This window comes from Klebsiella sp. D-Nf1 (assembly GCF_002810515.1).
GTDB classification, from domain to species: Bacteria; Pseudomonadota; Gammaproteobacteria; order Enterobacterales; family Enterobacteriaceae; genus Klebsiella; species Klebsiella variicola.
The window spans coordinates 93,377-116,104 of sequence record NZ_PIOK01000003.1 but is presented as its reverse complement, the minus strand read 5'-3'; the positions used below and the strand labels follow the sequence as shown (position 1 = coordinate 116,104).

Here is a 22,728-nt window from a genome sequence, read left to right as displayed (position 1 = left end):
AATTCAACAGTGTGACAGAGGAATGTAACATGCAATCTGAAGAACAACGCCTTATTGATGGGCTGTTTTCCCGGCTGAAAGAGGCTGAGACACACAGTGCATCGCGCGATACCAGCGCCGAGGAGCGGATTGCCCAACATGTGAGCGCGCAGCCGGCGGCACCCTACTATATGGCGCAAACCATTCTTATCCAGGAAGCCGCGATTAAACAGCTTAACGATCGCATCCAGGCGCTGGAAAGCCAGGTCAGCCAGCTACAGGCGGCGAAGCCCAGCAGCGGCGGATTCCTCTCCGGCTTGTTTGGCGGAGGCGGCTCGTCACGCGGTTCTGACCCCATCCCGGGCGCGGAGCAATACGGACGCCCGCAGGCCAGCGCCCAGCCGCAGTATGCCCCGCCGCAACAGCAGCAGAACTATGCCCCGCAGGCAGCCGCACGCGGCGGCGGCTTTATGGCGGGCGCGCTGCAAACGGCCGCAGGCGTAGCAGGCGGCGTGGTGCTGGGCAATATGCTGACCAATATGTTCAGCGGCTCGCACCCGCAGGAGATCGTCAATATCATCGAAGAGAAGCCGCAGCCTGATGCCACTCCCGCGCAGGACGCCACCGCAGGTGACGATCCGTTCCGCCAGGGAGACGATCAGTTCCTTGCCGACAATACCTGGAACGACGACTTCGACGCCGGCTTTGGCGACGATGATGTTGGCAGCGACGACGATAGCTGGGTCTAACCCTGCTGACGTTTAACCGCCAGCAACCACTTCTCCAGCTCGGCGGCAAACTGTTGCCGATCGCGCTGCGATAAACTATCCGGGCCGCCGGTCTGAACGCCGCTGGCCCGCAATGTCTCCATAAAATCCCGCATTGTCAGCCGCTCGCGGATCGTCGCCTCACTGTAGCGTTCCCCGCGCGGATTCAGCGCCGCACCGCCCTTCGCCAGCACTTCCGCCGCCAGCGGGATATCGGCGGTGATCACCAAATCCCCCGGCGCACACTGGCGGACGATTTCGTTATCCGCCACGTCAAAACCTTGTTCAACCCGCAGAGTGCGGATGAAACGCGACGGCGGTACGCGCAGCGGCTGATTCGCCACCAGCGTCACCGGGATCTGGGTTCGCTCTGCCGCGCGGAACAAAATCTCTTTAATCACGTTCGGACACGCGTCCGCATCTACCCAAATAGCCATGCCAGCTCCTGTTACCTGCAATAAGTGACGCCAATGTTACCTGCTTTTCTCCCCCATGAAAGCGCCAGGATGGTAAGCTAATCAGATCGTAACGAAAAAAGCAGAGGGGAATGGTGATGGATAAGAAAATTGGCTTTATCGGCTGCGGCAATATGGGTAAGGCCATTCTGGGTGGACTGATCGCCAGCGGCCAGGTACAGCCGGGACAAATCTGGGTCTACACCCCGTCGCCGGACAAGGTTGCGGCTCTGCGCGACCAGTATGGCATTAACGCGGCCGGGAGCGCTCAGGAAGTGGCGCAGATTGCCGATATCGTCTTCGGCGCGGTGAAGCCGGGGATCATGACCAAAGTGCTGGGCGACGTCGCCTCAAGCCTGAATAAAGAGTCGCTGGTAGTCTCCATCGCCGCCGGGGTCACGCTTGAGCAACTGGCGCGCGCCCTCGGTCACGATCGCAAAATTATTCGCGCGATGCCCAATACGCCGTCACTGGTCAACGCCGGTATGACCTCCGTCACGCCTAACGCGCTGGTGAGCAGCGAAGATGTGGCCGAAGTGCTGACCATTTTCCGCTGCTTTGGCCAGGCGGAGCAAATTGCCGAGCCGATGATCCATCCGGTGGTGGGCGTGAGCGGCTCCGCGCCGGCCTATGTCTTTATGTTTATCGAAGCGATGGCCGATGCCGCCGTCCTCGGTGGAATGCCGCGCGCCCAGGCCTATAAATTCGCCGCCCAGGCGGTAATGGGCTCCGCCAAAATGGTGCTGGAGAGCGGCGAGCATCCGGGGGCGCTGAAAGATATGGTCTGCTCGCCTGGCGGGACCACTATCGAAGCCGTCCGCGTGCTGGAAGAGAAAGGGTTCCGCTCCGCGGTGATCGAAGCCATCACGCAGTGTATGGAGAAATCAGAGAAACTGAGCCGCTCCTGAGCCTGAGAGGGTAGGCAGCAATGCCCTGAGTGTTCAAAGAAGAAGGGAGCGGATAAGCGCTCCCTTTTTTTCAGGCTTTCTTCAGGCAGGTACTCATGAAGGTACTGCGTTCATCACCCTTCAACGATTTTGCCGAGGCCGCTTTGTTGCAGTCGCTCATCTTCTGCTGCTGAGGGGTGAGCGCTTTTCCTTGCGACGTGGTGGTCTCTTTTTTCAGGCACTGGCTCATAAACGTTTTGCGCTCATCTCCTTTCAGCGCTTTGGCTGACGCTTGCTGATTGCAGTCCGTCATCTTTTGCTGCTGTGGAGTGGGCGTTTTTTCTGCCGCGCCAACCGCGCTGATAAAGATCAAGCCAAACAGTAGGGTCATTAGTAAGGTTATTTTCATCGCACCATCCTTCTGTGAGTGGATCGTTGTAAGTCTGGACGCAGATAGAAAAAAAACCAGCCGGTGACGCAATTTCGCCACCGGCAGCGACTTATTTCAGACTCAGGGCAGCTTTCATGGTCGAGAACAGGTCGGTCTGGTCGGTCAGGCCGACGACGTTAGCCGCGTGTGGACCGTAGGCCGCAATGCGCAGCTGGGTGCCGGTATGCTCCATCGACTCTTCCTCAGAGTTGCCGTAGCTCATGACCATCACTGCGCCATCGTGGGTATTCAGGGCCTGGGTCAGTCCCGGGGCTTTGCTGTCCGCCGGAATGATCTGGCTGGCGTGCGCATGGTCGGCGGTGACGATCACCAGGGTATTGCCATCTTTTCGCGCAAACTCCAGCGCCTTCTGCACCGCTTCGTCGAGGTCAACGGTTTCACCGATCTGGCCGCACGGATTCGCCGCATGATCCTGTTTATCGATGGAAGCGCCTTCCACCTGCAGGAAGAAACCTTTCTCGTTGCGGCTCAGCAGGTCAATCGCTTTCTCCGTCATCTGCGCCAGCGTCGGCACCGAGGCATCGCGTTTAGGGTTTGGCGTACAGGTCACCGGCGCCTTATCGATATTGCCGTGATAAGACGCCTTCGGCCCTTCCCAGCGTACCGGCATATTGCCGTCGGCGAAGAGTCCCAACAGCGGCTTAGCCTGACTGGCGTCAGTCGCGGCGGCAAGAGAAGCCGCATCGGTCACTATCTGGTAGCCGCGGGCTTCCGCCTGCTCGCGCAGGGTTTTGCCCTGCCACTCGCCCGCCGTCGCCGTTTCGGCAAAGGTCTTCGCCCCGCCGCCTAAGGTGACATCCGGCCGGGCGTTCAGCAGCTGTTCAGTAATGGAGCCTTTGCCCCCTTTCTCCAGCGCATTGCTGGGGCATTTTTCGCTGGTGACCGTGGGGCCGTAGCATTTACGCGATGTCACATGCGCTACCAGCGCCGCGGGGGTGGCATCCTGCAGCTCGGCGGTGGAAACGTTGCCGGTGGCCAGCCCCGCCGCTTTCGCCAGCTCGAGGAGGGTCTGATGCGCGTTCTCATGAATATCGACGCCCAGCGCGCCGTTATAGGTCTTGACGCCGGTGGTCCAGGCGGTGGCGGACGCCGCCGAGTCGGTCACGTAGTCCGGTTTACCGGTTTTTTTATCCAGCGAATAGTGCGTGTACTGCCCGGTTAGCGGCAAGGCGTCAATCCCTTTAAAGAAACCGCCCGCCCCTTCCGCATAATTTCGCGCGGCGGTAATTTCTGAATCACCCATGCCATCGCCAATCAGCAAAATAACGTTTTTAGCCGGCTTATTGATTAACGAGGCGCGCAGCGCTTCGGTTTGATCGCCTGTTAAACGACGCGCGCCGCCGGGAGTGGTGATATCTCCTTGCGCAGCGCGATTTTCCAGAACCGGCGCAGCAGTAGTTTCTGCATGAATAACCGGCGAGCCCAGCAGAGGAACCAGGGCAATAAACAGGGCGCTTAATTTCACTTTTGTCATCTCCATGTAAAAAATACTTAAAAAAAACAAAACGAGGGAGACTTTATAAAAGGGAGATGACAGAAAAATGACGGCATCCTTGTCGTGTCACAAAGACTAGCTACGAGGATGCCGCAACAGCTTCTTTAGATATTGCTGCAGCAGCATCGCATCCTGGTCGTTGGCCGGCGGATAGGGCGTCACCTGGTCTATTGCCTGCTCAATATCCTGAATCAATGCCTGCTGGGCATCATGCTCCATATGGCGCAATAATGCGGTGACCACGATCTCCAGCGCTTCAACCTGCACCGTCAGTTCCTTTGCTTCTTCTTCCTTTTGCGCCAGTTTAACCAGTAACTCGGCAATGAGATTCTTCACAATGCGTTATCCTTAATGTGAGGTCCGTAGGCTGCTATTTATGTCATACATCAGCCATCGGACACCAGTATTATTTTAAAAATAATATCTCTTTCCATCCCATATTAAGCGAAACGTTTTGCTCCTTGAGTATTTCTACGATGGAATTTACTCAACAGCTGATTAATAAGCCTCATAACCAAATTTAATAGATAAGAATAAAATGGAATATTGCTATTCCATCGATAACTATAACGTATCACCATAATATATCTGGTAGGCCAGATTAACGCTGTCCGGCGCGTCTTTACCTGCCAATCGGGCAATCAGTATTTCACTTGCTGTTTTACCGATGTCATAACGTGGGGTAATGACGCTGGCTATTTTCTGCAAGCGTGCGCGGCCAATTTCCAGCCCATGAAAACCGGCTATGGCTATCTCTTTTGGTACCGCTTTGCCCTGTGACTGACATTCCAGCAATACCCCCACCGCCAGATCGTCATTGGTACAAAAAATGGCGTCGATATCCGGGCGCGACTGCTGCGTTTGCAGGAACATCTGCCGGCCAAGGGCGACCGAGGAGATGGTGCGCGGAGCCATGTGATACGCCTTCAGGCCATGAACCTCCAGCGCCAGCTCGGTGCCGCGAAAACGACTAAGATCGCGAGGGTCGTCCATTGAACCAAAAAAGGCAATTGACCGTTTGCCGCTTTCGAGAAAGGCGTTAGTCATATCCCACGCCGCCTTTTCGTTATCGAACCCCACCTGAATATCAAGCTGCTGGCCGCCGAAGTCCATCAGTTCCGCAACCGGAATACCGCTGGCGCGTACATATTGAATCATGCGATCGCTATGCTGCTTGCCGGTCAGGATCAGGCCATCAATATTATAGGAGAGCAAATTGAGCACTTCGCGCTCTTCGCGCTGCGGGTCATATTCGTAGTTGGCGATCAGGGTCTGGTACTGGTGCGCGGAGGTTACCGATTCAATACCGGCCAACACATCGGCGAAAATCTGATTGCGAAAAGAGGGGATCAGCACGCCTATCGTTTTGCTGCGCGCGTTGAGCAGAATTTCCGGCGCCCGATTAGGGATATAGTTATTCTCTTCCATGACCTTTGAAATCAGCTCACGGCTGCGCTGAGAAACCTGGCCAGGGTCGCGTAAATAACGGCTCACCGTCATCTTATTCAGCCCTGCCAGGTTGGCGATATCCTGTAATGTCATCCGGTTGTTTTTCATCGGGTTCTCTGCGACAAACGACTTATGTACTCGCAGAGAACCTTACCACAGCAGCTACGGTTTATGTTAACCCGCGACCTTTTTTGCCGTGACCGATGACGAGGAAGGTTCGTTATTGGCACGCACGTTGTACATCAGCACCACCGAAGCCAACAGCGCGATCGCCATAAATGTATAAGAAACGCCAGGCCCGCCCATAATCCCATTCAAATAACCTACCAGCCACGCGCCGAGGAAAGCACCGAGCGCGCCGAAGCTGTTAATCAAGCCCATCGACACGCCGGAGACGTTACGCGGCAGCAGTTCCGGGATCAGCGCGAAGAAAGGGCCGTAAGGCGCATACATACAGGCAGCAGCGATCACCAGCAGCGCATAGGAGAACCAGAACGCCTGGTCACCCACCATCCAGGAACCAAAGAAGGCGATAGCGGCAATCAGCAACAACGGCCAAATAAACAGCTTACGATTCTGGAACTTATCTGACAGCCAGGAGACCGTCAGCATCAGACAGATCGCCGCCAGATATGGCACCGCCGCCAACCAACCTACCGCCACAATATCCATCTGCGCGGCGTTTTTCAGAATCGACGGCATCCACATCATGAAACCGTATACGCCAATACTCCACAACGCATGCACGGCGCACAGCATAATCACGTTGCGCGAGCGCAGCGCTTCGCCATAGTTACGTACCGGCTTGATATTGCTTTGTTCGCTATCCATCGCCTTCTGCAGGGTCTCTTTTTCCTGCTCATTCAGCCAGGAAACCTCGGAAGGTTTATCGCGGACCAGGATCCACCAGCATACTGCCCACAACACCGCCGGAATACCTTCGATGATGAACATCTCACGCCAGCCCCAGGACTGAATCAGGTAGCCGGATACGATAGACATCCACAGCACGGTCACCGGGTTTCCGAGGATCAAGAAAGTATTGGCGCGCGAACGCTCGGTTTTGGTAAACCAGTTGCTGATGTAAATCAGCATCGCGGGCATCACCGCCGCCTCAACCACGCCAAGAGTAAAGCGAATCACCATCAGCATCGGAATATTACTAACAAACCCGGTCGCCGCCGCGCAGAAGCCCCATAAAATAAGGCTGAAGAAAATCATTTTGCGCACGCTGCGTTTTACCGCATATATCGCACCGGGCACCTGGAAAAAGAAATAGCCGAGAAAAAAGAGTGCGCCAATCAGCGACGCGGTGCCTTTAGTAATGCCTAAATCACTTTCAATTCCCGCCGCAGCGGCAAAGCCATAATTCGCGCGATCAAGGTACGCCAGACTATAGGTAATAAAAATAATCGGCATTAAATACCACCAGCGACGCACTGGTAATTTCGCGAGCATTTGCATAAGCAATCCTCAGATAATGAATATCATCACACGGGTTTAATATATCGTCTTTCAGGTATCGCGAGCGTGCCAGTTTCCCGAAAGACGCAAAGTTATTTAAACGGCAGCAAGCATCCCACCATCCACAAACAACAAATGACCGTTAACGAAGTTTGCAGCAGGTGAAGCCAGATACACCGCCGCGCCAATCAACTCTTCCGGTTTTCCCCAGCGTGCTGCCGGGGTGCGCTGATATAGCCAAGCGGAAAACGCCTCGTCGTTCACCAGCGCGGTCGTCATCTCGGTGGCAAAATAGCCCGGCGCAATCCCGTTGACCTGAATATTATATTCCGCCAGCTCCACGCACATTCCGCGAGTCAGCATTTTAACTGCCCCTTTCGATGCGGCGTACGGAGTAATGGTTTTGCGACCTAATTCACTTTGCATTGAACAAATATTAATTATTTTTCCCGCACGGCGTGTCATCATATATTTCGCCACCTGCTGCGAGACCAGGAAAACGCCTTTCTGGTTAACTTCAATAACCCGATCCCACTCCTCTTCAGGGAATTCAGTGAAAGGGTAACGGCGCTGGATCCCGGCGTTATTAATTAAAATATCAATTGCACCGAATTCCTCTTCGATACGGGCAATCGCCTGCTCAACCTCCGCCGCCTGAGTCACGTCAAACGCATAACCTACTGCGCGGTGGCCCTGAGCCACCAACGCCTGCGCCGCCTGGTCTGCCCGCTCCTGAGTACGGTCGTTAATGATTATCTCTGCGCCATACTCTGCAAGGCCACCGGCCAGCAGATTGCCAATCCCCTGAGCAGAACCGGTGATGAGCGCACGTTTCCCTGATAAATCGAATAAATTTCTCATAAAACCTCTTTTTTCCATAACTGTTACGCGTAACTGTATACGCGTAACAGTTACAAATAGAAGGGGGTAAGAGGTGAAAATGATCGTTTTGTGATCGGTGATGCATTTACAGATGAGGAAGATCAAAAACCGGCATTGACGTAGTGACGTCAATGCCGGTCGAAGAGAAAGAAAGGGGTCAGGCGGCGGTACGGCGGCTACGACGCAGCATGATAGCCAGCTGCCAGATATTGATCAGCACAATAATCGCCGTAGCGATAAACACCCAGCGGAAACCGGCCATCGCCGATACTGATGCGCCAATCAGCGGCCCGGCGACATTGCCCAGATACATAAACGACTGGTTATAGCCAAAGATGCGCCCGGTGACGCTGTCGCTACTGTATTTCAGCAATAAGGTCTGCACCGCCGGGAGCATCGCGCCATCGGCAAAGCCAAGCAGGAAACGCAGCGTCCCCAGCTGCAGCGGGGTGGTGACAAAGGACATGGCGAAGAACATCACCACTGCGCAGCAGAGCGTCGCGAGCAGGATCCGCGAGGTACCGATGCGATCGCCTAACTTACCCAGCCGTGGTGCAGAAATCAGCGCCGACACGCCGGGCACCGCGGCGATCATCCCGGCCAGAAAGGCGATATTATTGCTGTCCGGCACCATCGACTTGATAAACAGCGCCAGAATTGGGCCAATTGAGCCGTTGCACAACTGGATCACCAGGGTGGTGAAAAAGAGGCTGATCACCAGCCCCGGGTAGGGCAAGGAGGCAAAGACTTGTTTCCCGGTGAGGCGCTCGCTTTTGCTGACCTGCGGGCGGGCGCCCTCTTTAATCAGAAACAGCGTCACCAGGAAGCTTACGGTCAGCAAAATCGCGGTGATGATAAATACGGCGCGCAAACCGACATGATCAGCCAGGAAGCCGCCGAGCAGTGGGCCGCCGATCACGCCGCTGATTTGCGCCGTTGATAGCGTGCTCAGCGCCCAGCCGCTACGCTCGCGCGGCACCTGAGAGGCCACCAGCGCCATGGCGTTGGGGATATAACCGGAGGTTAAGCCCATGATCGCCCGCAGGATAAACAGCTGCCAGACGTTAGTGGCGAAGGCCTGTAGTAAAATAGCAATCGCCATCCCCAGCGAGGCGCGCAGCAGCATCAGCTTGCGGCCTTTGCGGTCTGCCAGGCTCCCCCACATCGGCGAAACGATCGCCGAGACAAGAAAAGTCACGCTGAAGGTCAGCCCCGACCACATCGACAGCGCTTCATGCGAGGTGACGCCCAGCTGGGAGACGTAGAGGGGCAAAAAAGGGAGAATTTGACTGATCGCCAGGCCGGTAAAAAAGCAGCCAAACCAGACGGAGATGAGATTAACCTTCCAGGATTCCATAACTACGCGTATTCATTAATGATTTGCCAATTATTACCTAGCTTATCAATTTCATTCCACTGGTGTACTACCATAGATGCGCTGGCGGTGAGTTTGGTGTTTTATGAGTGCGGATGAGAACCTGACGAAGCATTTTCTGGTCATTTAGGCTGCTCACAGCGCTTTATGCTCAAAAGCAGAAGCCCTGTCCGCGCATCCCCAGATGAAAATGATTGGCGTGAGCCGCATTGTACTCTGGCCCCAGTGCGTTGCCGAAGTAATGGCAGCTGTTACTCAACAGCGCCGCCAGCCAGGGATGCGAGGTCTCGTTCCGCCAGCCCTGCAGGACGCTGACGCGTCGGCCATCCGCCAGACGGAAACCGCTGACGTCCAGCGCGTCCGCCGTGGCGTGTTCACTGCGCCGCGCCTGTTGCCGATGGTAGATATTGCGGCAGGCGAAGCTGCCGAGATGATCGATCTGGCGCAGGTCGCTCGCCATCAGCTGGCGGGTCAGCGGCTTCGCCTGCTGCTCGACATACAGCGCAGCGCTCAGCGCCAGCGGGCAGCTGGCGAGGAAGCTGCTGCTCAGCGTCACGCTGCCAAAATTCGCCACTCGCACCACGTTATGCAGCGGGCAGCTTCCCTCGCTGTCGGCCACCGGCCGGCTGGCGATAAGCCGCCGGCGATTGGCTTCCGCCAGCAGGGAGGCGCACTGATCTGCCGTCAGCCTGCGCAGCTTGAATGACGTCAGCCAGCCCGGGGGATCGTCCAGCGCCAGCGGTACCAGAGGATTCAGGTGCGGCGGCAGATAGCGGTATCCCAACAGGCCCGCGCCGAGCAGCCCGGCCAGCACCAGCAGCGTCTTTCCTCTCACGCCCACTCCCGTCAATTGATCAGGTAAATATTATGGCAGGCAGGCAGCGGTTTCACATGGTATGTTATGCCCTTTGATGTTATCTGGATGGAAGTTGAAATGGCAAAGATGAGGGTTGGGATCGTTTTTGGCGGCAAGTCGGCGGAGCATGAAGTGTCGCTGCAGTCAGCGAAGAATATCGTGGAAGCGATTGATAAATCGCGCTTCGATGTGGTTCTGTTGGGCATTGATAAACAGGGGCTATGGCACATCAACGACGCCGGCAACTACCTGCTCAATGCTCAGGATCCTGCCCGCATTGCCCTGCGCCCTTCCACGGTGACTCTGGCGCAGATCCCAGGCCGCGAAGCACAGCAGCTGATTAACGCCGACAGCGGCCAGCCGCTGGCGGCTATCGATGTGATTTTCCCCATCGTCCACGGCACGCTGGGCGAGGATGGCTCCCTGCAGGGGATGCTGCGCATGGCGAATCTGCCTTTCGTTGGTTCCGATGTGCTGGGCTCCGCGGCCTGTATGGACAAAGACGTGACCAAACGTCTGCTGCGCGATGCCGGGCTCGCCGTCGCCCCGTTTATCACCCTGACCCGCGCCAACCGCGCGCAGTTCAGCTTTGCCGATGTCGAAGCGAAGCTGGGCCTGCCGCTGTTCGTGAAGCCGGCCAATCAGGGCTCATCGGTTGGCGTCAGCAAAGTTAAAAATGAAGAGCAGTACCATCAGGCGGTGGCCCTGGCCTTTGAATTTGACCATAAAGTGGTGGTGGAACAAGGCATTAAAGGGCGGGAAATTGAGTGTGCCGTGCTGGGTAACGACCACCCGCAGGCCAGCACCTGCGGTGAAATTGTCCTCAACAGCGAGTTTTACGCCTACGACACCAAATATATCGATGACCAGGGCGCGCAGGTGGTGGTCCCGGCCGCCATCGCCCCTGAGATCAACGACAAAATCCGCGCTATTGCGGTGCAGGCCTACCAGACCCTGGGCTGCAGCGGCATGGCCCGCGTCGACGTCTTCCTCACCTCCGACAACGAGGTGGTGATCAACGAGATCAACACCCTGCCGGGCTTTACCAACATCAGCATGTATCCGAAGCTGTGGCAGGCCAGCGGCCTCGACTACACCAGCCTGATCACCCGGCTGATTGAGCTGGCGCTGGAGCGCCATGCCGCGGACCGGGCGCTGAAAACCTCCATGAACTAAAACGCGTTTATCGCGCCTGGCAGCAGGGGTCTCAGGCCTCTTCTGCCGGGCGGCGGCGGATCACCAGGCCCGCGGCCCAGAAGCTAATGACCCAGGTGACCAGACCGACGGCGTAGGATTGCCAGCCCTGCGTTTCAAACCCCAGCAGCCCCACCACCCCATTGAGAATAAAAATTAGCCCCAGCGCCACCGCGTAGTAGTGCCAGTCGCGGCGAATTTTATCAGTGAGCTTCATGCGACCTCCAACAGCAAAAAAACGCATCTTCGCATAGCCGCCCGCGGCGGTCTGTAGCGCGGGAGAGAATGTTGCTGGATTGCGACGCCGCTCTCCCTTTTCCATTCCTGTGGCGCGGTTAACACACCAGCGAAAACAGGATTATTCCTGGACGGCAATTACCAGCAATCTGATACTGACGATGGCCCCTCACTGCCAGAATACCTGCCATAGAGCTGGAGAAAAAACCAGCAGCGCAGAGGTGGGAGGGCCTATGGCTGAATTCAGTTTTTCAAAATCGCTTTTGGGAAATAAAAAAAGAGGGGCGCTGACCGGCAGCCATGTCGCCTACGGGCTGTTCGTCCTGGTCTGCTGCTGGGCCGGCGCGCAGATGCTCAGCATGCTGATCCACGCCCCGGGGGTATTTGAACGCTTGATGCAAACGCAGGACGCCAGCCGTCCGCAAGTCGACATCAGCCTCGCCGTTGGCACTCTCTTTGGACTGATCCCTTTCGCGATCGGCTGCTCGTTCATCGGGCTGCTCGCGCTTATCGTGCGCTGGCGTCAACGCCGTTAACGCCGCGCCATACAGTTTGCCCGCCGCTCATCAACCCGTTTTGCAAACCACGCCGTCGTCAGATTTCGAGTAATTTTCGGACTCTCCAGCTGGATCCCTGGCAACATCTCCCGCGGCAGAGTCTTGCCCGCCTTTTTCTCGGCGAGGCGGAAAACCTGCTGATAAAGGTCGGTCTTCTCAAACGCCAGGCTGTCGCCCTTTTTCAACTGGCTGTGGATCTCGCTGTCGCTCATTGCCAACTGGCCCGCCAGGCGACGCACCGCCAGTTCGGTGCTGCCCGGTTCATCGCTGTCGTAGCGGATAAGGTCGCCGTCGAGCGCCAGTTTTACCCCGCTGGCTTTCACCACCGCGTTCTGGAAGGCGGCGTTACGGCTGGCATACCAGCCGGCGTTGAAGTCGGCAAAACGGTACAGCGGCGCACTGTAACTGGCCGGGTAGTTCAGCAGATGATAGGTGCCAAACCACAGGCCACCGCGCAGGCTGAAGACCTCCTGGCGCACCGTACCGCTCATTTTCCACGGGTAGCCGGAGGTGTGCTGCTCGGCAAAGGCAATGCTGACCTGCATTGGGCCTCCGGTATGCACCGGGTTAAGCGAACCGAACAGCTTCTGCCCCATCGGCACCATCCCGATAAAGTCATCAAAAATGGCGCTCAGCTGCTTTTCCGTCTTCACGTTGTCCAGACGGTCGCTGTAGCTTTTGCCGTTTGGCGAGGTGATCTTCAGCGCGGTATGGACCAGAAACGGCGGAATGTGCATTTTTTCCGCTCGGCGGTCAATTTCCTGCCAGGCGATTTTATTCAACCCCGGCACCACCGGATCGGACTGATAGTTAGACTCCTGCTGCGCGACCGCCAGCACCGAACAGACGTTCTCTTCCGTCGGCGCCAGCTTCTGGCTGTCAAACGCGGTGGCGATGGCTTGCGCCCAGGCCTCCCGATCCTTGACGCTGGCCGGCATTTTCTGCCGCACCACCGACGCCACGTCAACGGGCTTCTCACCCTCTTTCAGCGTCGGGGCCTGCTGGCTGGTACAGGCGCTCAGCACCATGGCCGCCAGCAGCGTCAATGAACCGGGAATAATGCGCGATAAACGTGCGGCCATCATGCTTCCTTGTCTTGATTAACGTAATGTCGGGATCGCTTCCTGCAGCGGCTTGCCGTCCAGCTCGCGTTCAAAACTGCGCAGACGTTTGTAGATGGACATCAGTTCCACCAGCGTCGTCCACGAGCTGATCAGGTACTGGAACGAGCCGCGCACCTGGCCGAAAACGTTGGTAATTTGCGTCATCAGCCCGAGGGTAATGGTACCGGCAACGATCGACGGAAACAGCAGGAAAAGGCCGAAAACGTTATCCACCTGCAGATAGAGAATGCGGGCGATATTGAAATACATATAGTGGAAATAGAGACGGAAATAGTTGCGACGCACCGCGCTGAACAGCTCACGTACCGTTGGCGGCGTGGCGCGGGTTTCATCATCCTCACCATAGACCAGCTCTTTACGATACGCCGCTTCAACACGCTGGTTTTTAAACTCCAGGCCAGGCAGCTTAATCCCCACTACCGCCAGCATGCCGGTTCCCATCAGCGACCAGACGATAGCGGCAATCACCAGGCCATACGGCAGATGACCGACGATGGGCAGGTCGGGAACGTGTTCGGAGAGTGTCACCAGCACCGGCAGGAAGGCGATCAGGGTCATCACCGCGTTGATAAAGCTCACCCCCATATCTTCCAGGGTGGAAGCAAAGCGCATGGTATCTTCCTGCACACGCTGCGCGGCGCCTTCGATATGGCGCAGATGCTGCCAGTGGGCCATATAGTGTTCGTTCATCGCCGTACGCCAGCGGAAGACATAGTGGCTGACGAAGAAGTTGTTCATCACGCCAATGATCACCGCGATGATCGCGATGCCGAGAAAGATACCGATCTCCTGATAAAACTGGTTGATACTGACCTTATGCGGGGTGGCCAGCGCGCTCTGGATCAGGTCGTAGAACGGCGCATACCAGGCGTTGATCGCCACCCCGACTTCCACCAGAAACCAGGTGACGAAAATGATGAGCGACGTGCCGAGAATCGACCAGTACTGCCAGCGGTGCGGGCAGTAGACAAACCAGAACAGTGCAAATACGCCGACGCAAAACAGATAGTAAGCGTAGAACACCAGATAGTTGAGCGACCAGAAGCGCGCCGCGCTGATCGCCACATTTTGCGATGCCCCGGTGACCCGCAGCAGCCAGTCGCCGCCGCCCGCCTGCCAAAAGATCACGGCCAGCAGCGACCAGATAAAGGCAGAAATAAAAAACGGCCCCGGTTTGGGGAAAAAAGATTTAAACATCATTGTCTCCTGCTAACTTCTTATCGTTCTGCTATTGCTGTGTACGACGCATACGTCGGCCGCCGCGTGGATGCGCTCTCGCGGGGCAGACGAATGATGAGACCGGATATCAACAGCTTAGTTCTGCTGCCAGGCGTGCAGAATTGTTTCTGTGGGTTTCACCTGTAAAGGATTGCCAGGAACGGTCAGCGTACGCCACACCTCATTGTAGTGGGCGATAAGCGTCGCGGCCTGCGCGGCGGGGCGGTTGGCGGTGGTGTGGGCATCTTCCGCGATCACAATACCGTACCCGCGGCTGGCGCCGTTTTTAATGGTGGTGTCGAGGCAGTAGTCGGTGGCGCAGCCGCAGATGACGAACTGCTGAATGTCGTGTTCGTCCAGCACCTGCGCCAGCGAGGTGTGATAGAAGGCGTCGCAGGCGGTTTTGGTGACATACAGCGCGCCAGCTGGCTGTTCCAGCTCGGGAAGCAGGGCGAAGCCTTCGCTGCCAGCTTCGAGGCCGCCGGCTTCATCATGCTGAATGAAAATAACCTTGTCCGCCGCGCGCACCAGACGATTAATTTGCGCGACGCAGCGCTCGCGCGCCAGACGCGGCGTGGCGAACACGCCGTTTTGCATATCCACGACCATCACTACCCGTTGAGCCGTCATTGCTCTCTCCCACGAACTTTCAGCCAAACGGTCATCATACGCGGCAGCGGAAAAAGCCGATATCTGAAAGCGTAAAAAAGTCTTTTTTACGCACCGTTACCTTTTTCCTGCAGGAATGTCGTGAATCCCACTTTGTTCTGCGCCACTTCGTAGTATAAATACCCTCTTCTCTTTTATTTATTTAATGGATGATCTCCGTTGAAACGTAGTTTGCTCATTTTTGCTGCGCTGTGCGCGGCGTCGTGGACCTCGGTACAGGCCGCACAGCCCACCGTTGATCCGGTTTTCGCCTCGGATGTGGTCGATCGTTACGCCAATCATATCTACTACGGCAGCGGCGCCACCGGTATGGCGCTGGTGGTTATCGATGGCAATCAGCGCGTTTTTCGCAGCTTTGGCGAAACCCGCCCGGGGAATAATCAGCACCCGCAGCTCGACTCGGTGATCCGTATCGCCTCCCTCAGCAAACTGATGACCAGCGAGATGCTGGTGAAGCTGCTCGATCAGGGGGTGGTGAAACTCAACGATCCGCTAAGCAAATACGCCCCGCCGGGTACCCGGGTGCCTGACTGGCAGGGGACGCCGATCACGCTGGCGAACCTCGCGACCCATACCAGCGCCCTGCCGCGCGAGCAGCCTGGCGGCGCCGCTCATCGCGCGGTGTTTGTCTGGCCGACCCGCCAACAGCGCTGGAACTGGCTCTCTACCGCAACCCTGAAGACGGCGCCCGGCTCGCAGGCCGCCTACTCCAACCTGGCCTTCGATTTACTGGCGGACGCCCTCTCCAACGCCGCCGGCAAACCTTATCCGCAGCTGTTCGAAGAGCAGATCACCCGGCCACTGGGGATGAAGGACACCACCTTTACCCCGTCACCAGATCAGTGCCAGCGGCTGATGATCCCGGAAAAAGGCGCCAGCCCATGCAACAACACCCTGGCGGCGATCGGTAGCGGCGGAGTCTACTCGACACCAGGCGATATGATGCGCTGGATGCAGCAGTTCCTGTCATCCGATTTCTATACCCGCAGCCAGCAGGCCGACCGGATGCAGACGCTGATTTATCAGCGTAACCAGCTGACCCGGGTGATTGGTATGGACGTGCCGGGCCGCGCCGACGCGCTGGGACTTGGCTGGGTGTATATGAAGCCGAAGAATGGCCATCCGGGGATTATTCAGAAAACCGGCGGCGGCGGTGGGTTTATCACCTATATGGCGATGAATCCGCAGGCTAACGTCGGCGCTTTTGTGGTGGTGACCCGCTCGCCGTTAACCCGCTTCAACAATATGAGCGATGGCATCAACGACCTGGTCAGCGAGTTGAGCGGCGCGCAGCCCAACATGCAGACGGCCAGCCAGTAAGCTCGCGGGGGTTTCGCCGACACGACATAACGATCGTTTTGGCGAAACATCCCTATGGCATTTCAGTTACACTAACGTCTTTCATTTCACAAAATCAGGCAAACCATGACAGATTTAATCACTCGCCCCCGCCGCCTGCGTCAATCCGCTGCGCTGCGCGCCCTGTTTGAAGAGACAACACTGAGTTTGAACGACCTGGTGTTGCCGATCTTTGTTGAAGAAGAAATTGATGATTACAAAGCGATCGAGGCCATGCCCGGCGTGATGCGCATTCCGGAAAAATATCTGGCGCGTGAAATCGAACGCATCGCTAACGCCGGTATTCGCTCGGTGATGACCTTTGGCATTTCTCATCACACCGATGCCACTGGCAGCGATACCTGGAATGAAAATGGTCTGGTGGCGCGTATGTCGCGGATCTGCAAGTCCACGGTGCCGGAGATGATCGTCATGTCCGATACCTGCTTCTGCGAATACACCTCCCACGGCCACTGTGGCGTGCTGTGCGACCACGGGGTGGATAACGACGCGACCCTGGAAAACCTCGGCAAGCAGGCCGTTGTGGCCGCCGCCGCGGGGGCGGATTTCATCGCCCCTTCCGCCGCGATGGACGGTCAGGTACAGGCGATTCGCCGCTCGCTGGATGCCGCCGGTTTCACTAATACAGCGATTATGTCCTACTCCACCAAGTTCGCTTCTTCCTTCTACGGCCCGTTCCGCGAAGCGGCCGGTACCGCGCTGAAAGGCGATCGTAAAACCTATCAGATGAGCCCGATGAACCGCCGGGAAGCCATTCGCGAGTCGCTGCTCGATGAAGCCCAGGGCGCCGACTGCCTGATGGTGAAACCGGCTGGCGCCTATCTGGATATTCTGCGCGATATCCGTGAACGCAGCGATCTGCCGCTCGGCGCCTATCAGGTCAGCGGGGAGTACGCGATGATCAAATTCGCCGCCCAGGCGGGCGCTATCGATGAAGAGAAAGTGGTTCTGGAAAGCCTCGGCGCTATCAAACGCGCAGGCGCCGACCTGATCTTCAGCTATTTCGCCCTCGATCTGGCTGAGAAAAAAATCCTCCGTTAACCCCGCCCCTCCCCGGTGGCGCTTCGCTTACCGGGGCTACCAAACCTCATCCCCGGTGCGCTGTATTTATCGCGACCACCACACCGTAGCCCGGATAAGGGGCTTGCGCCGCTATCCGGGGACAGGCGCTAACCAATATCTGTAGCTAAAATTTTGCGCGCCGCTTTCCATCTTCTGCGCCTTCTCCTTGGCGTACCGGATTTCGCCTTCTAACGTGTTAAACCACATCATAAATACCGAATTCCAGGAGATCCTGTGGTTGCTTATCGACGTTATTACATTAAGGGGGGAACCTGGTTCTTCACCGTTAATCTTAAAGACCGTAGAAGCATGCACCTAACTGAAAACATAGAATTATTGCGCTACTCTGTCGCCGTTGTTAAACAACATCGACCCTTTACTATTGATGCCTGGGTGGTGTTGCCTGAACATCTCCATTGCATCTGGACACTACCTCATAATGATGACGATTTTTCTTCACGCTGGAGAGATATCAAAGGCTGTTTTACCAGAACGTTAAAACGACGACCCCTCTGGCAACCGCGCTTCTGGGAGCATGCCATACGCGATGAAGATGATTACCGCCGACACGTTGATTACATCCATATCAATCCACTTAAGCATGGCTGGGTCACCCGAGTGATCGATTGGCCATTTTCAACCTTTCATCGCGATGTCCAGCGCGGTCTATATCCCCCAAATTGGGCTGGCGATAGCTTTGATCTTATCTGTGGTGAACGCCGATAGCCTCTCCCCGGTGGCGCTGACGCTTACCGGGGCTACAAATCGGCGCCAACCGTAGCCCGGATGAGGCGTTAGCCGCTATCCGGGAAACCTCCCCCGCTGCGACCGAAACTTCACCCAACTGTAATCTGAACGACATCTCCACCTTCTACTGTCTGGGCAGGACGGAGGAGGAGCCACTATGTTTAGTCTCGACAACGTACTCGATGACCTGTGGCCTCAGGCGAGGCCCGCCCCCTGGCAAAAGAAACTGTTAAAAAAGCTGTTTCATGAGGAAGAGTTTCAACAATTTGCCGATCGTCATCGCCACCTGAAGGGGCTTGATACGGTCGAACAGGTACTGGAATACCTCAATATCCGTTGTGCCATCCCGGCGCACGATCTCGAACAAATCCCCGAATATGGCCCGCTGGTCATTATCGCCAACCACCCCACCGGCACCCTCGACGGCCTGGCGCTCCTGTATGCGGTATCCCGCGTGCGCCGCGACGTCAAAGTGGTCACCAACCGCATGCTCACCCACCTTGAGCCCCTGAGCTCGCTGTTTATCCCGGTGGATAACATTCATGGCCGCACCGCTAAAGCGGCGCTGCAGCAGATGGATCACCAGCTGCAGGCCGGCGGGGTGCTGATCTTCTTCCCGGCGGGGGAAGTCTCCCGTCTGACCCGCCGCGGTATCCGCGATCGAAAATGGCACTCCGGTTTTATTAAGCTGGCGGCAAAATATCGCGCCCCGCTGCTGCCTGCATGGATTAACGCCCACAACAGCGCCCTGTTTTATGCCAGCACTTTGATATCAGACAACCTGCCGCTGCTCCTGCTGATGCAGCAGATGTTTCGCCGGCGCAACAGCAGCCTGCCGGTGCGCATCGGCCAGCAGATCCCCTGGTCGAACTGGTTCGATGCGCAGTCCAGCGCTCGCGATCTTACCGGCCGCTGCTATCAGCATCTTGAACAGCTGCGCAAAGGGCTGCCGGGGCAGTTCAAAACCACAAGCGCCATCGCCCGCCCGGAAGATCGGGCGCGGCTCAAACGTGAGCTGAACAAGGCCGAATGCCTGGGCCGTACCGCCGACGGCAAAATGATTTACCTCTGGCAGCGCAACGGCCAGGAGGAAGCGCCGCTGCTGCGCGAGCTGGGACGCCTGCGGGAAATCGCCTTCCGCGCGGTCGGGGAAGGCAGCGGTAAACGGCGGGATATCGACGGGTATGACGATGACTATCTGCATCTGATCCTATGGGATGAAGACGATCTGGAAATCGTCGGCGCTTACCGCTTTATGCCGACGGCCATCCAGCTGGCAAAGCGCGGCCTGGAAGGGATCTACAGTTACAGCCTGTTCCATTACGACGGGCGGATGGACGATGTCCTGCAGCACGGCATTGAGCTGGGGCGCAGCTTTATCCAGCCGCGCTACTGGGGGCGTCGCGGGCTGGATTATCTGTGGTCCGGCATCGGCGCTTATCTGGCGCGCTATCCGCACTATCGCTATCTGTTTGGTCCGGTGTCGATTTCTGGCGGGTTGCCGCCCGCCGCCCGCGATCTGCTGGTGGCGTTCTACCGGCTGTGGTTCCCGGCGACGCATCCGCTGGCGGAGTCGCGTCGACCTTATCCGGCGTCGCTGCCCGACGTGCTGGCGCAGTTTGGCGGGGAGGATTATAACGACGACCTGGCCCGGCTGAAGTCCCTGCTCGGCAATCTCGGCTGCGCGATCCCGCCGCTGTATAAGCAGTACTCGGAAGTGTGTGAGCCGGGCGGCGTGCAGTTTATCGATTTCGGCAGCGACCCGGATTTCAATAACTGCGTGGATGGTCTGGTGCTGGTGGATCTCACCTACCTGAAGGCCAATCGCTATCAGCGCTATATTGGCGCGCATCTGAGTGCGCAAAAATCGGCATAAACGCTTTTTCCCGGCTTGCGGCGCGTTGCGCCTTCGCCGGGCTACGGTTCACCGTTTCCGGCGGTTCGGTAGCCCGGAAAAGGCGCGTCAGGCGCCGCCTCCGGGAAGCAGCGGGCAATGCAGCATCCGCTTTTCTCCGCGGCTCACGGCTGATGCCTTAACCGGCTACAAGCATTACCCCGCCCGGTAATACGGTTTATCGCCGAGGATCGTCGCCCGGTGCATGATCCGCCGCTGTGGCAGATAGTCGGCGTTGGCGTAATGCTGGGTCACCCGGTTATCCCAGATAGCGACATCGTTCGGCTGCCAGCGCCAGCGCACCTGAAACTCCGGTTTAGTCACATGGGCAAACAGGAAGTTCAGCAGCGCCGCGCTCTCTTTCTCGCTCACCTCGACAATTCGCGTGGTAAACCCTTCATTAACGAACAGCGCCTGCTTGCCGGTCACCGGGTGGGTACGCACTACCGGATGCAGCAGCGGCGGATGCTTCGCCACCGCTTCCTGCCAGCGCCGATGCTCGGCTTCGGTCTTGTTGTACTTATACTCCTGGAACGATTTGCGGAAATCGTGTTCGGCATGCAGGCCGCTCAGCAGCTGCCGGAAAGGTTCTGACAGCGCTTCCCAGGCGGCGATGCCGCTGGTCCACAGGGTGTCCCCGCCGGTCGTCGGCAACTCTTTCGCCGCCAGAATGGCGCCAGCGGGCGGCGTATCGATAAAGGTGACATCGGTATGCCAGTTGTCATTGTCCGGGGGATTATCGTTGTGGGTATCGAGGACGATAATCTCTTCCACGCCAGGGGCGTGAGGGTAGACCGGATGGATATGCAGGTCGCCAAACCGCAGCGCCAGGTCGCGCTGTTGCGCCGGGGTGATATTCTGCTCGCGCAGGAACACCACCTGATGACGCAGTACCGCGTGATACAGCTGTTCAAACTGGTTGTCGCTCAGCGGACGGGTTAAATCCGCCCCGGTCACCTGCGCGCCAATATACGGCCCCAGCGGGGTAATGCTCAGACGTTCACTCATTGTACTTCTCCATGCCAGGGCGTCAGGCGGCGCTGCAGCGCGCGCAGACCCAGTTCCAGTAAAAAGGCGATAATGGCAATCACCGCGATCCCCGCCAGCACCACATCGGTCGCGAGAAACTCGCCAGCAGACTGCACCATAAACCCTAACCCGCGAGTGGCGGCGATCAGCTCAGCGGCCACCAGCGTTGACCAACCTACCCCGAGACCAATGCGCAGCCCGGTGAGGATCTCCGGCAGCGCGCCGGGGAGGATCACCAGCCACAGCACCTGCGCCCGGCTGGCGCCCAGCGAACGGGCGGCGCGAATGCGCACCTGCTGGGCGCTTTTTACCCCTGCCAGCGCCGACATCGCTACCGGGGCGAAAATCGCCAGGTAGATCAGCAGGATTTTCGAGGTTTCACCGATGCCAAACCAGATCACCATCAGCGGTAGGTAGGCCAGCGGCGGCACCGGACGATAGAGTTCGATCAGCGGATCGAGGATCCCGCGCACCGTCGGGTTAAGCCCCATGGCGATCCCCACTGGTACGCCAATAAGCACTGCCGCCAGCAGGGCGATGACGATCCGCGTCAGGCTCGCCGCCAGATGCTGCCAGAGCGTCGCATCCATAAAGCCCTGCGGCCCGGCAATGGTGATAAGCTTCTGCAGTACCTGGCCCGGCGGCGGCAGAAACAGCGGACTAATCAGCTGCAGCGCCGCGACCGCCCACCAGACGGCCAGCAGCACCGCCAGGGTCGCCACGCTGAGGGTGAGCTGACGGGAGAGCGGCCAGCGCCACTTCAGCGTCGACTGACGCGGTTTGTCGTTCAGTAGCACGCTCATGAGAAAGCCTCCCGTTGGTCAAACACCCGGCTCAGAATGTATTCCCGCTGTTCAATAAAGCGCGGGTCGGATTTGATGCTGCGGCAGGGTTCTCCCGCGACAAAACGACGGCTGAAATCAAGCGGCAGCCGCTCCACCACCCGACCCGGCCCCGGCGACAGCAGCACCAGCTCGGTCGCCATGAAAATGGCTTCTTCAATGTCATGAGTGATCAGCAGCACCTGTTTGCCGGTCTCATGCCAGAGCGTCAACAACAGCGTTTGCATCTGCTCGCGGGTAAAGGCGTCAAGCGCGCCGAAGGGCTCATCCAGCAGCAACAGCTGCGGGTTAGCCGCCAGCGCCCGGGCGATACCCACCCGCTGGCGTTGACCACCGGACAGCTGCCAGATAAAGCGCTTTTCCGCCCCTTCGAGGCCGACCTTCTTCAGCATCTGCGCCGCCGCTTGCCGGCGCTGCGCTTTATCCACGCCCGCCAGCTGGAGGCCCAGCGCCACGTTATCCTGCACATTGCGCCACGGCAGCAGGCCTTCATTCTGGAAGACCACGCCGCGCTCTGCGCCCGGCCCGGTCACCCGCTGACCTTCGAGGGTGATGCTGCCGTGCTGATAGGGCACGAATCCGGCAATCAGGTTCAGCAGGGTAGTTTTACCGCAGCCCGAGGGCCCCAGCACCACCAACAGCTCCCCACTCTCCAGCGTCAGGTTGATATCCGCCAGCGCCGGTTTACCGCCGTAGTCGGCGGAAAGATGCGAGATTTGCAGCATCGCCGCCTCCT

General features: G+C 57.7%; 24 protein-coding genes. 8 read left to right on the top strand and 16 right to left on the bottom strand.

What is annotated here, in order from left to right; translation table 11 throughout:
* Positions 1 to 29 precede the first annotated feature (29 nt).
* On the top strand, positions 30 to 728 hold the full coding sequence (locus tag CWM54_RS14260; protein ID WP_061155600.1) for a DUF2076 domain-containing protein: 699 nt from the start codon (positions 30 to 32) through the stop codon (positions 726 to 728).
* Here the strand turns inward: CWM54_RS14260 and CWM54_RS14255 are convergent.
* Positions 725 to 1,183: a YaiI/YqxD family protein gene (locus tag CWM54_RS14255; RefSeq protein ID WP_061155601.1), complete on the bottom strand. Its 459-nt coding sequence runs from the start codon at positions 1,181 to 1,183 to the stop codon at positions 725 to 727. The genes CWM54_RS14260 and CWM54_RS14255 overlap by 4 nt on opposite strands.
* Before the next feature lie 116 nt (positions 1,184 to 1,299).
* Here CWM54_RS14255 and proC point away from each other — a divergent pair, with 116 nt between their 5' ends.
* Positions 1,300 to 2,109: a pyrroline-5-carboxylate reductase gene (gene proC / locus CWM54_RS14250; RefSeq protein ID WP_008805346.1), complete on the top strand. Its 810-nt coding sequence runs from the start codon at positions 1,300 to 1,302 to the stop codon at positions 2,107 to 2,109.
* 70 nt (positions 2,110 to 2,179) lie between these two features.
* Here the strand turns inward: proC and CWM54_RS14245 are convergent, their stop codons facing one another.
* The 8 genes from CWM54_RS14245 to CWM54_RS14210 form a co-directional block, all read right to left on the bottom strand.
* Complete coding sequence (locus tag CWM54_RS14245; protein ID WP_008805345.1) at positions 2,180 to 2,497, bottom strand: PsiF family protein; 318 nt, start codon at positions 2,495 to 2,497, stop codon at positions 2,180 to 2,182.
* Positions 2,498 to 2,588: 91 nt separating this feature from the next.
* A complete protein-coding gene (gene phoA / locus CWM54_RS14240) occupies positions 2,589 to 4,019 on the bottom strand; it encodes an alkaline phosphatase (RefSeq protein ID WP_162677942.1) in 1,431 nt (476 codons plus the stop codon).
* 90 nt (positions 4,020 to 4,109) lie between these two features.
* Entirely contained in the window at positions 4,110 to 4,370 is a 261-nt protein-coding gene (gene iraP / locus CWM54_RS14235; protein ID WP_100697550.1) for an anti-adapter protein IraP, read from the bottom strand.
* A 228-nt stretch (positions 4,371 to 4,598) separates the two neighbouring features.
* Entirely contained in the window at positions 4,599 to 5,591 is a 993-nt protein-coding gene (gene idnR, locus CWM54_RS14230; RefSeq protein ID WP_061155604.1) for a DNA-binding transcriptional regulator IdnR, read from the bottom strand.
* A gap of 66 nt (positions 5,592 to 5,657) precedes the next feature.
* Positions 5,658 to 6,947: an MFS transporter gene (locus CWM54_RS14225; protein WP_061155605.1), complete on the bottom strand. Its 1,290-nt coding sequence runs from the start codon at positions 6,945 to 6,947 to the stop codon at positions 5,658 to 5,660.
* A 96-nt stretch (positions 6,948 to 7,043) separates the two neighbouring features.
* Positions 7,044 to 7,808 (bottom strand): gluconate 5-dehydrogenase, encoded by a 765-nt coding sequence (idnO, locus tag CWM54_RS14220; protein ID WP_061155606.1) that lies wholly within the window; start codon positions 7,806 to 7,808, stop codon positions 7,044 to 7,046.
* Positions 7,809 to 7,986: 178 nt separating this feature from the next.
* Entirely contained in the window at positions 7,987 to 9,186 is a 1,200-nt protein-coding gene (locus CWM54_RS14215) for a multidrug efflux MFS transporter (RefSeq protein WP_061155607.1), read from the bottom strand.
* Positions 9,187 to 9,355: 169 nt separating this feature from the next.
* Entirely contained in the window at positions 9,356 to 10,039 is a 684-nt protein-coding gene (locus CWM54_RS14210) for an extensin family protein (protein WP_100681350.1), read from the bottom strand.
* Positions 10,040 to 10,138: 99 nt separating this feature from the next.
* On the opposite strand from CWM54_RS14210, the gene ddlA reads away from it, so the two are divergent.
* On the top strand, positions 10,139 to 11,236 hold the full coding sequence (gene ddlA / locus CWM54_RS14205; protein ID WP_100697852.1) for a D-alanine--D-alanine ligase: 1,098 nt from the start codon (positions 10,139 to 10,141) through the stop codon (positions 11,234 to 11,236).
* Between the two features lie 31 nt (positions 11,237 to 11,267).
* Here ddlA and CWM54_RS14200 read toward each other — a convergent pair whose 3' ends face one another.
* Positions 11,268 to 11,471 carry a DUF2754 family protein gene (locus CWM54_RS14200; protein ID WP_012968852.1) on the bottom strand — a complete coding sequence of 68 codons (204 nt, stop codon included), beginning with the start codon at positions 11,469 to 11,471 and terminating at the stop codon, positions 11,268 to 11,270.
* Positions 11,472 to 11,724: 253 nt separating this feature from the next.
* Here CWM54_RS14200 and CWM54_RS14195 point away from each other — a divergent pair, with 253 nt between their 5' ends.
* Positions 11,725 to 12,027 (top strand): YaiY family protein, encoded by a 303-nt coding sequence (locus CWM54_RS14195; RefSeq protein ID WP_061155609.1) that lies wholly within the window; start codon positions 11,725 to 11,727, stop codon positions 12,025 to 12,027.
* Here the strand turns inward: CWM54_RS14195 and CWM54_RS14190 are convergent.
* The 3 genes from CWM54_RS14190 to CWM54_RS14180 all read right to left on the bottom strand — a co-directional run bounded on the left by CWM54_RS14190 (position 12,024) and on the right by CWM54_RS14180 (position 14,999).
* Complete coding sequence (locus CWM54_RS14190; RefSeq protein WP_100697548.1) at positions 12,024 to 13,130, bottom strand: DUF1615 domain-containing protein; 1,107 nt, start codon at positions 13,128 to 13,130, stop codon at positions 12,024 to 12,026. The two genes, CWM54_RS14195 and CWM54_RS14190, sit on opposite strands and share 4 nt — an antisense overlap.
* 18 nt (positions 13,131 to 13,148) lie before the next feature.
* On the bottom strand, positions 13,149 to 14,369 hold the full coding sequence (sbmA, locus tag CWM54_RS14185; RefSeq protein WP_061155611.1) for a peptide antibiotic transporter SbmA: 1,221 nt from the start codon (positions 14,367 to 14,369) through the stop codon (positions 13,149 to 13,151).
* Between the two features lie 117 nt (positions 14,370 to 14,486).
* A complete protein-coding gene (locus tag CWM54_RS14180; RefSeq protein WP_074194103.1) occupies positions 14,487 to 14,999 on the bottom strand; it encodes an isochorismatase family protein in 513 nt (170 codons plus the stop codon).
* 219 nt (positions 15,000 to 15,218) lie between these two features.
* Between CWM54_RS14180 and ampH the strand changes: the two genes are divergently transcribed.
* The 4 genes from ampH to CWM54_RS14160 all read left to right on the top strand — a co-directional run bounded on the left by ampH (position 15,219) and on the right by CWM54_RS14160 (position 20,103).
* Positions 15,219 to 16,379, top strand: a complete 1,161-nt coding sequence (gene ampH / locus CWM54_RS14175; protein WP_061155613.1) for a D-alanyl-D-alanine-carboxypeptidase/endopeptidase AmpH — start codon at positions 15,219 to 15,221, stop codon at positions 16,377 to 16,379.
* A 105-nt stretch (positions 16,380 to 16,484) separates the two neighbouring features.
* Positions 16,485 to 17,459: a porphobilinogen synthase gene (gene hemB / locus CWM54_RS14170; protein ID WP_002890201.1), complete on the top strand. Its 975-nt coding sequence runs from the start codon at positions 16,485 to 16,487 to the stop codon at positions 17,457 to 17,459.
* 255 nt (positions 17,460 to 17,714) lie between these two features.
* Positions 17,715 to 18,206, top strand: coding sequence for an REP-associated tyrosine transposase (locus CWM54_RS14165; protein WP_100697546.1), 492 nt, complete (start codon positions 17,715 to 17,717; stop codon positions 18,204 to 18,206).
* A 178-nt stretch (positions 18,207 to 18,384) separates the two neighbouring features.
* Positions 18,385 to 20,103: a lysophospholipid acyltransferase family protein gene (locus CWM54_RS14160; RefSeq protein WP_100697544.1), complete on the top strand. Its 1,719-nt coding sequence runs from the start codon at positions 18,385 to 18,387 to the stop codon at positions 20,101 to 20,103.
* A gap of 174 nt (positions 20,104 to 20,277) precedes the next feature.
* Here CWM54_RS14160 and tauD read toward each other — a convergent pair whose 3' ends face one another.
* From tauD to tauB, 3 genes are read right to left on the bottom strand one after another with little or no spacing between them, the layout of a single operon-like run.
* On the bottom strand, positions 20,278 to 21,129 hold the full coding sequence (gene tauD, locus CWM54_RS14155; RefSeq protein WP_004144604.1) for a taurine dioxygenase: 852 nt from the start codon (positions 21,127 to 21,129) through the stop codon (positions 20,278 to 20,280).
* Positions 21,126 to 21,953, bottom strand: coding sequence for a taurine ABC transporter permease TauC (gene tauC / locus CWM54_RS14150; protein WP_074386773.1), 828 nt, complete (start codon positions 21,951 to 21,953; stop codon positions 21,126 to 21,128). Before tauC ends, tauD begins: the two co-directional genes overlap by 4 nt.
* Positions 21,950 to 22,717 carry a taurine ABC transporter ATP-binding subunit gene (gene tauB, locus CWM54_RS14145; protein ID WP_023288561.1) on the bottom strand — a complete coding sequence of 256 codons (768 nt, stop codon included), beginning with the start codon at positions 22,715 to 22,717 and terminating at the stop codon, positions 21,950 to 21,952. Before tauB ends, tauC begins: the two co-directional genes overlap by 4 nt.
* Positions 22,718 to 22,728: the final 11 nt, after the last annotated feature.

Bases quoted from the DNA above. Each gene is read 5' to 3' on its own strand.
- tauB (WP_023288561.1), bottom strand. From the start codon at position 22,717: ATGCTGCAAATCTCGCATCTTTCCGCCGACTACGGCGGTAAACCGGCG.
- CWM54_RS14180 (WP_074194103.1), bottom strand. From the start codon at position 14,999: ATGGTCGTGGATATGCAAAACGGCGTGTTCGCCACGCCGCGTCTGGCG.
- CWM54_RS14200 (WP_012968852.1), bottom strand. From the start codon at position 11,471: ATGAAGCTCACTGATAAAATTCGCCGCGACTGGCACTACTACGCGGTG.
- CWM54_RS14195 (WP_061155609.1), top strand. From the start codon at position 11,725: ATGGCTGAATTCAGTTTTTCAAAATCGCTTTTGGGAAATAAAAAAAGA.
- idnO (WP_061155606.1), bottom strand. From the start codon at position 7,808: ATGAGAAATTTATTCGATTTATCAGGGAAACGTGCGCTCATCACCGGT.
- CWM54_RS14215 (WP_061155607.1), bottom strand. From the start codon at position 9,186: ATGGAATCCTGGAAGGTTAATCTCATCTCCGTCTGGTTTGGCTGCTTT.
- CWM54_RS14225 (WP_061155605.1), bottom strand. From the start codon at position 6,947: ATGCAAATGCTCGCGAAATTACCAGTGCGTCGCTGGTGGTATTTAATG.
- phoA (WP_162677942.1), bottom strand. From the start codon at position 4,019: ATGGAGATGACAAAAGTGAAATTAAGCGCCCTGTTTATTGCCCTGGTT.
- CWM54_RS14160 (WP_100697544.1), top strand. From the start codon at position 18,385: ATGTTTAGTCTCGACAACGTACTCGATGACCTGTGGCCTCAGGCGAGG.
- hemB (WP_002890201.1), top strand. From the start codon at position 16,485: ATGACAGATTTAATCACTCGCCCCCGCCGCCTGCGTCAATCCGCTGCG.
- sbmA (WP_061155611.1), bottom strand. From the start codon at position 14,369: ATGTTTAAATCTTTTTTCCCCAAACCGGGGCCGTTTTTTATTTCTGCC.
- CWM54_RS14255 (WP_061155601.1), bottom strand. From the start codon at position 1,183: ATGGCTATTTGGGTAGATGCGGACGCGTGTCCGAACGTGATTAAAGAG.
- tauC (WP_074386773.1), bottom strand. From the start codon at position 21,953: ATGAGCGTGCTACTGAACGACAAACCGCGTCAGTCGACGCTGAAGTGG.
- proC (WP_008805346.1), top strand. From the start codon at position 1,300: ATGGATAAGAAAATTGGCTTTATCGGCTGCGGCAATATGGGTAAGGCC.
- tauD (WP_004144604.1), bottom strand. From the start codon at position 21,129: ATGAGTGAACGTCTGAGCATTACCCCGCTGGGGCCGTATATTGGCGCG.
- CWM54_RS14260 (WP_061155600.1), top strand. From the start codon at position 30: ATGCAATCTGAAGAACAACGCCTTATTGATGGGCTGTTTTCCCGGCTG.
- idnR (WP_061155604.1), bottom strand. From the start codon at position 5,591: ATGAAAAACAACCGGATGACATTACAGGATATCGCCAACCTGGCAGGG.
- ddlA (WP_100697852.1), top strand. From the start codon at position 10,139: ATGGCAAAGATGAGGGTTGGGATCGTTTTTGGCGGCAAGTCGGCGGAG.
- CWM54_RS14245 (WP_008805345.1), bottom strand. From the start codon at position 2,497: ATGAAAATAACCTTACTAATGACCCTACTGTTTGGCTTGATCTTTATC.
- CWM54_RS14190 (WP_100697548.1), bottom strand. From the start codon at position 13,130: ATGGCCGCACGTTTATCGCGCATTATTCCCGGTTCATTGACGCTGCTG.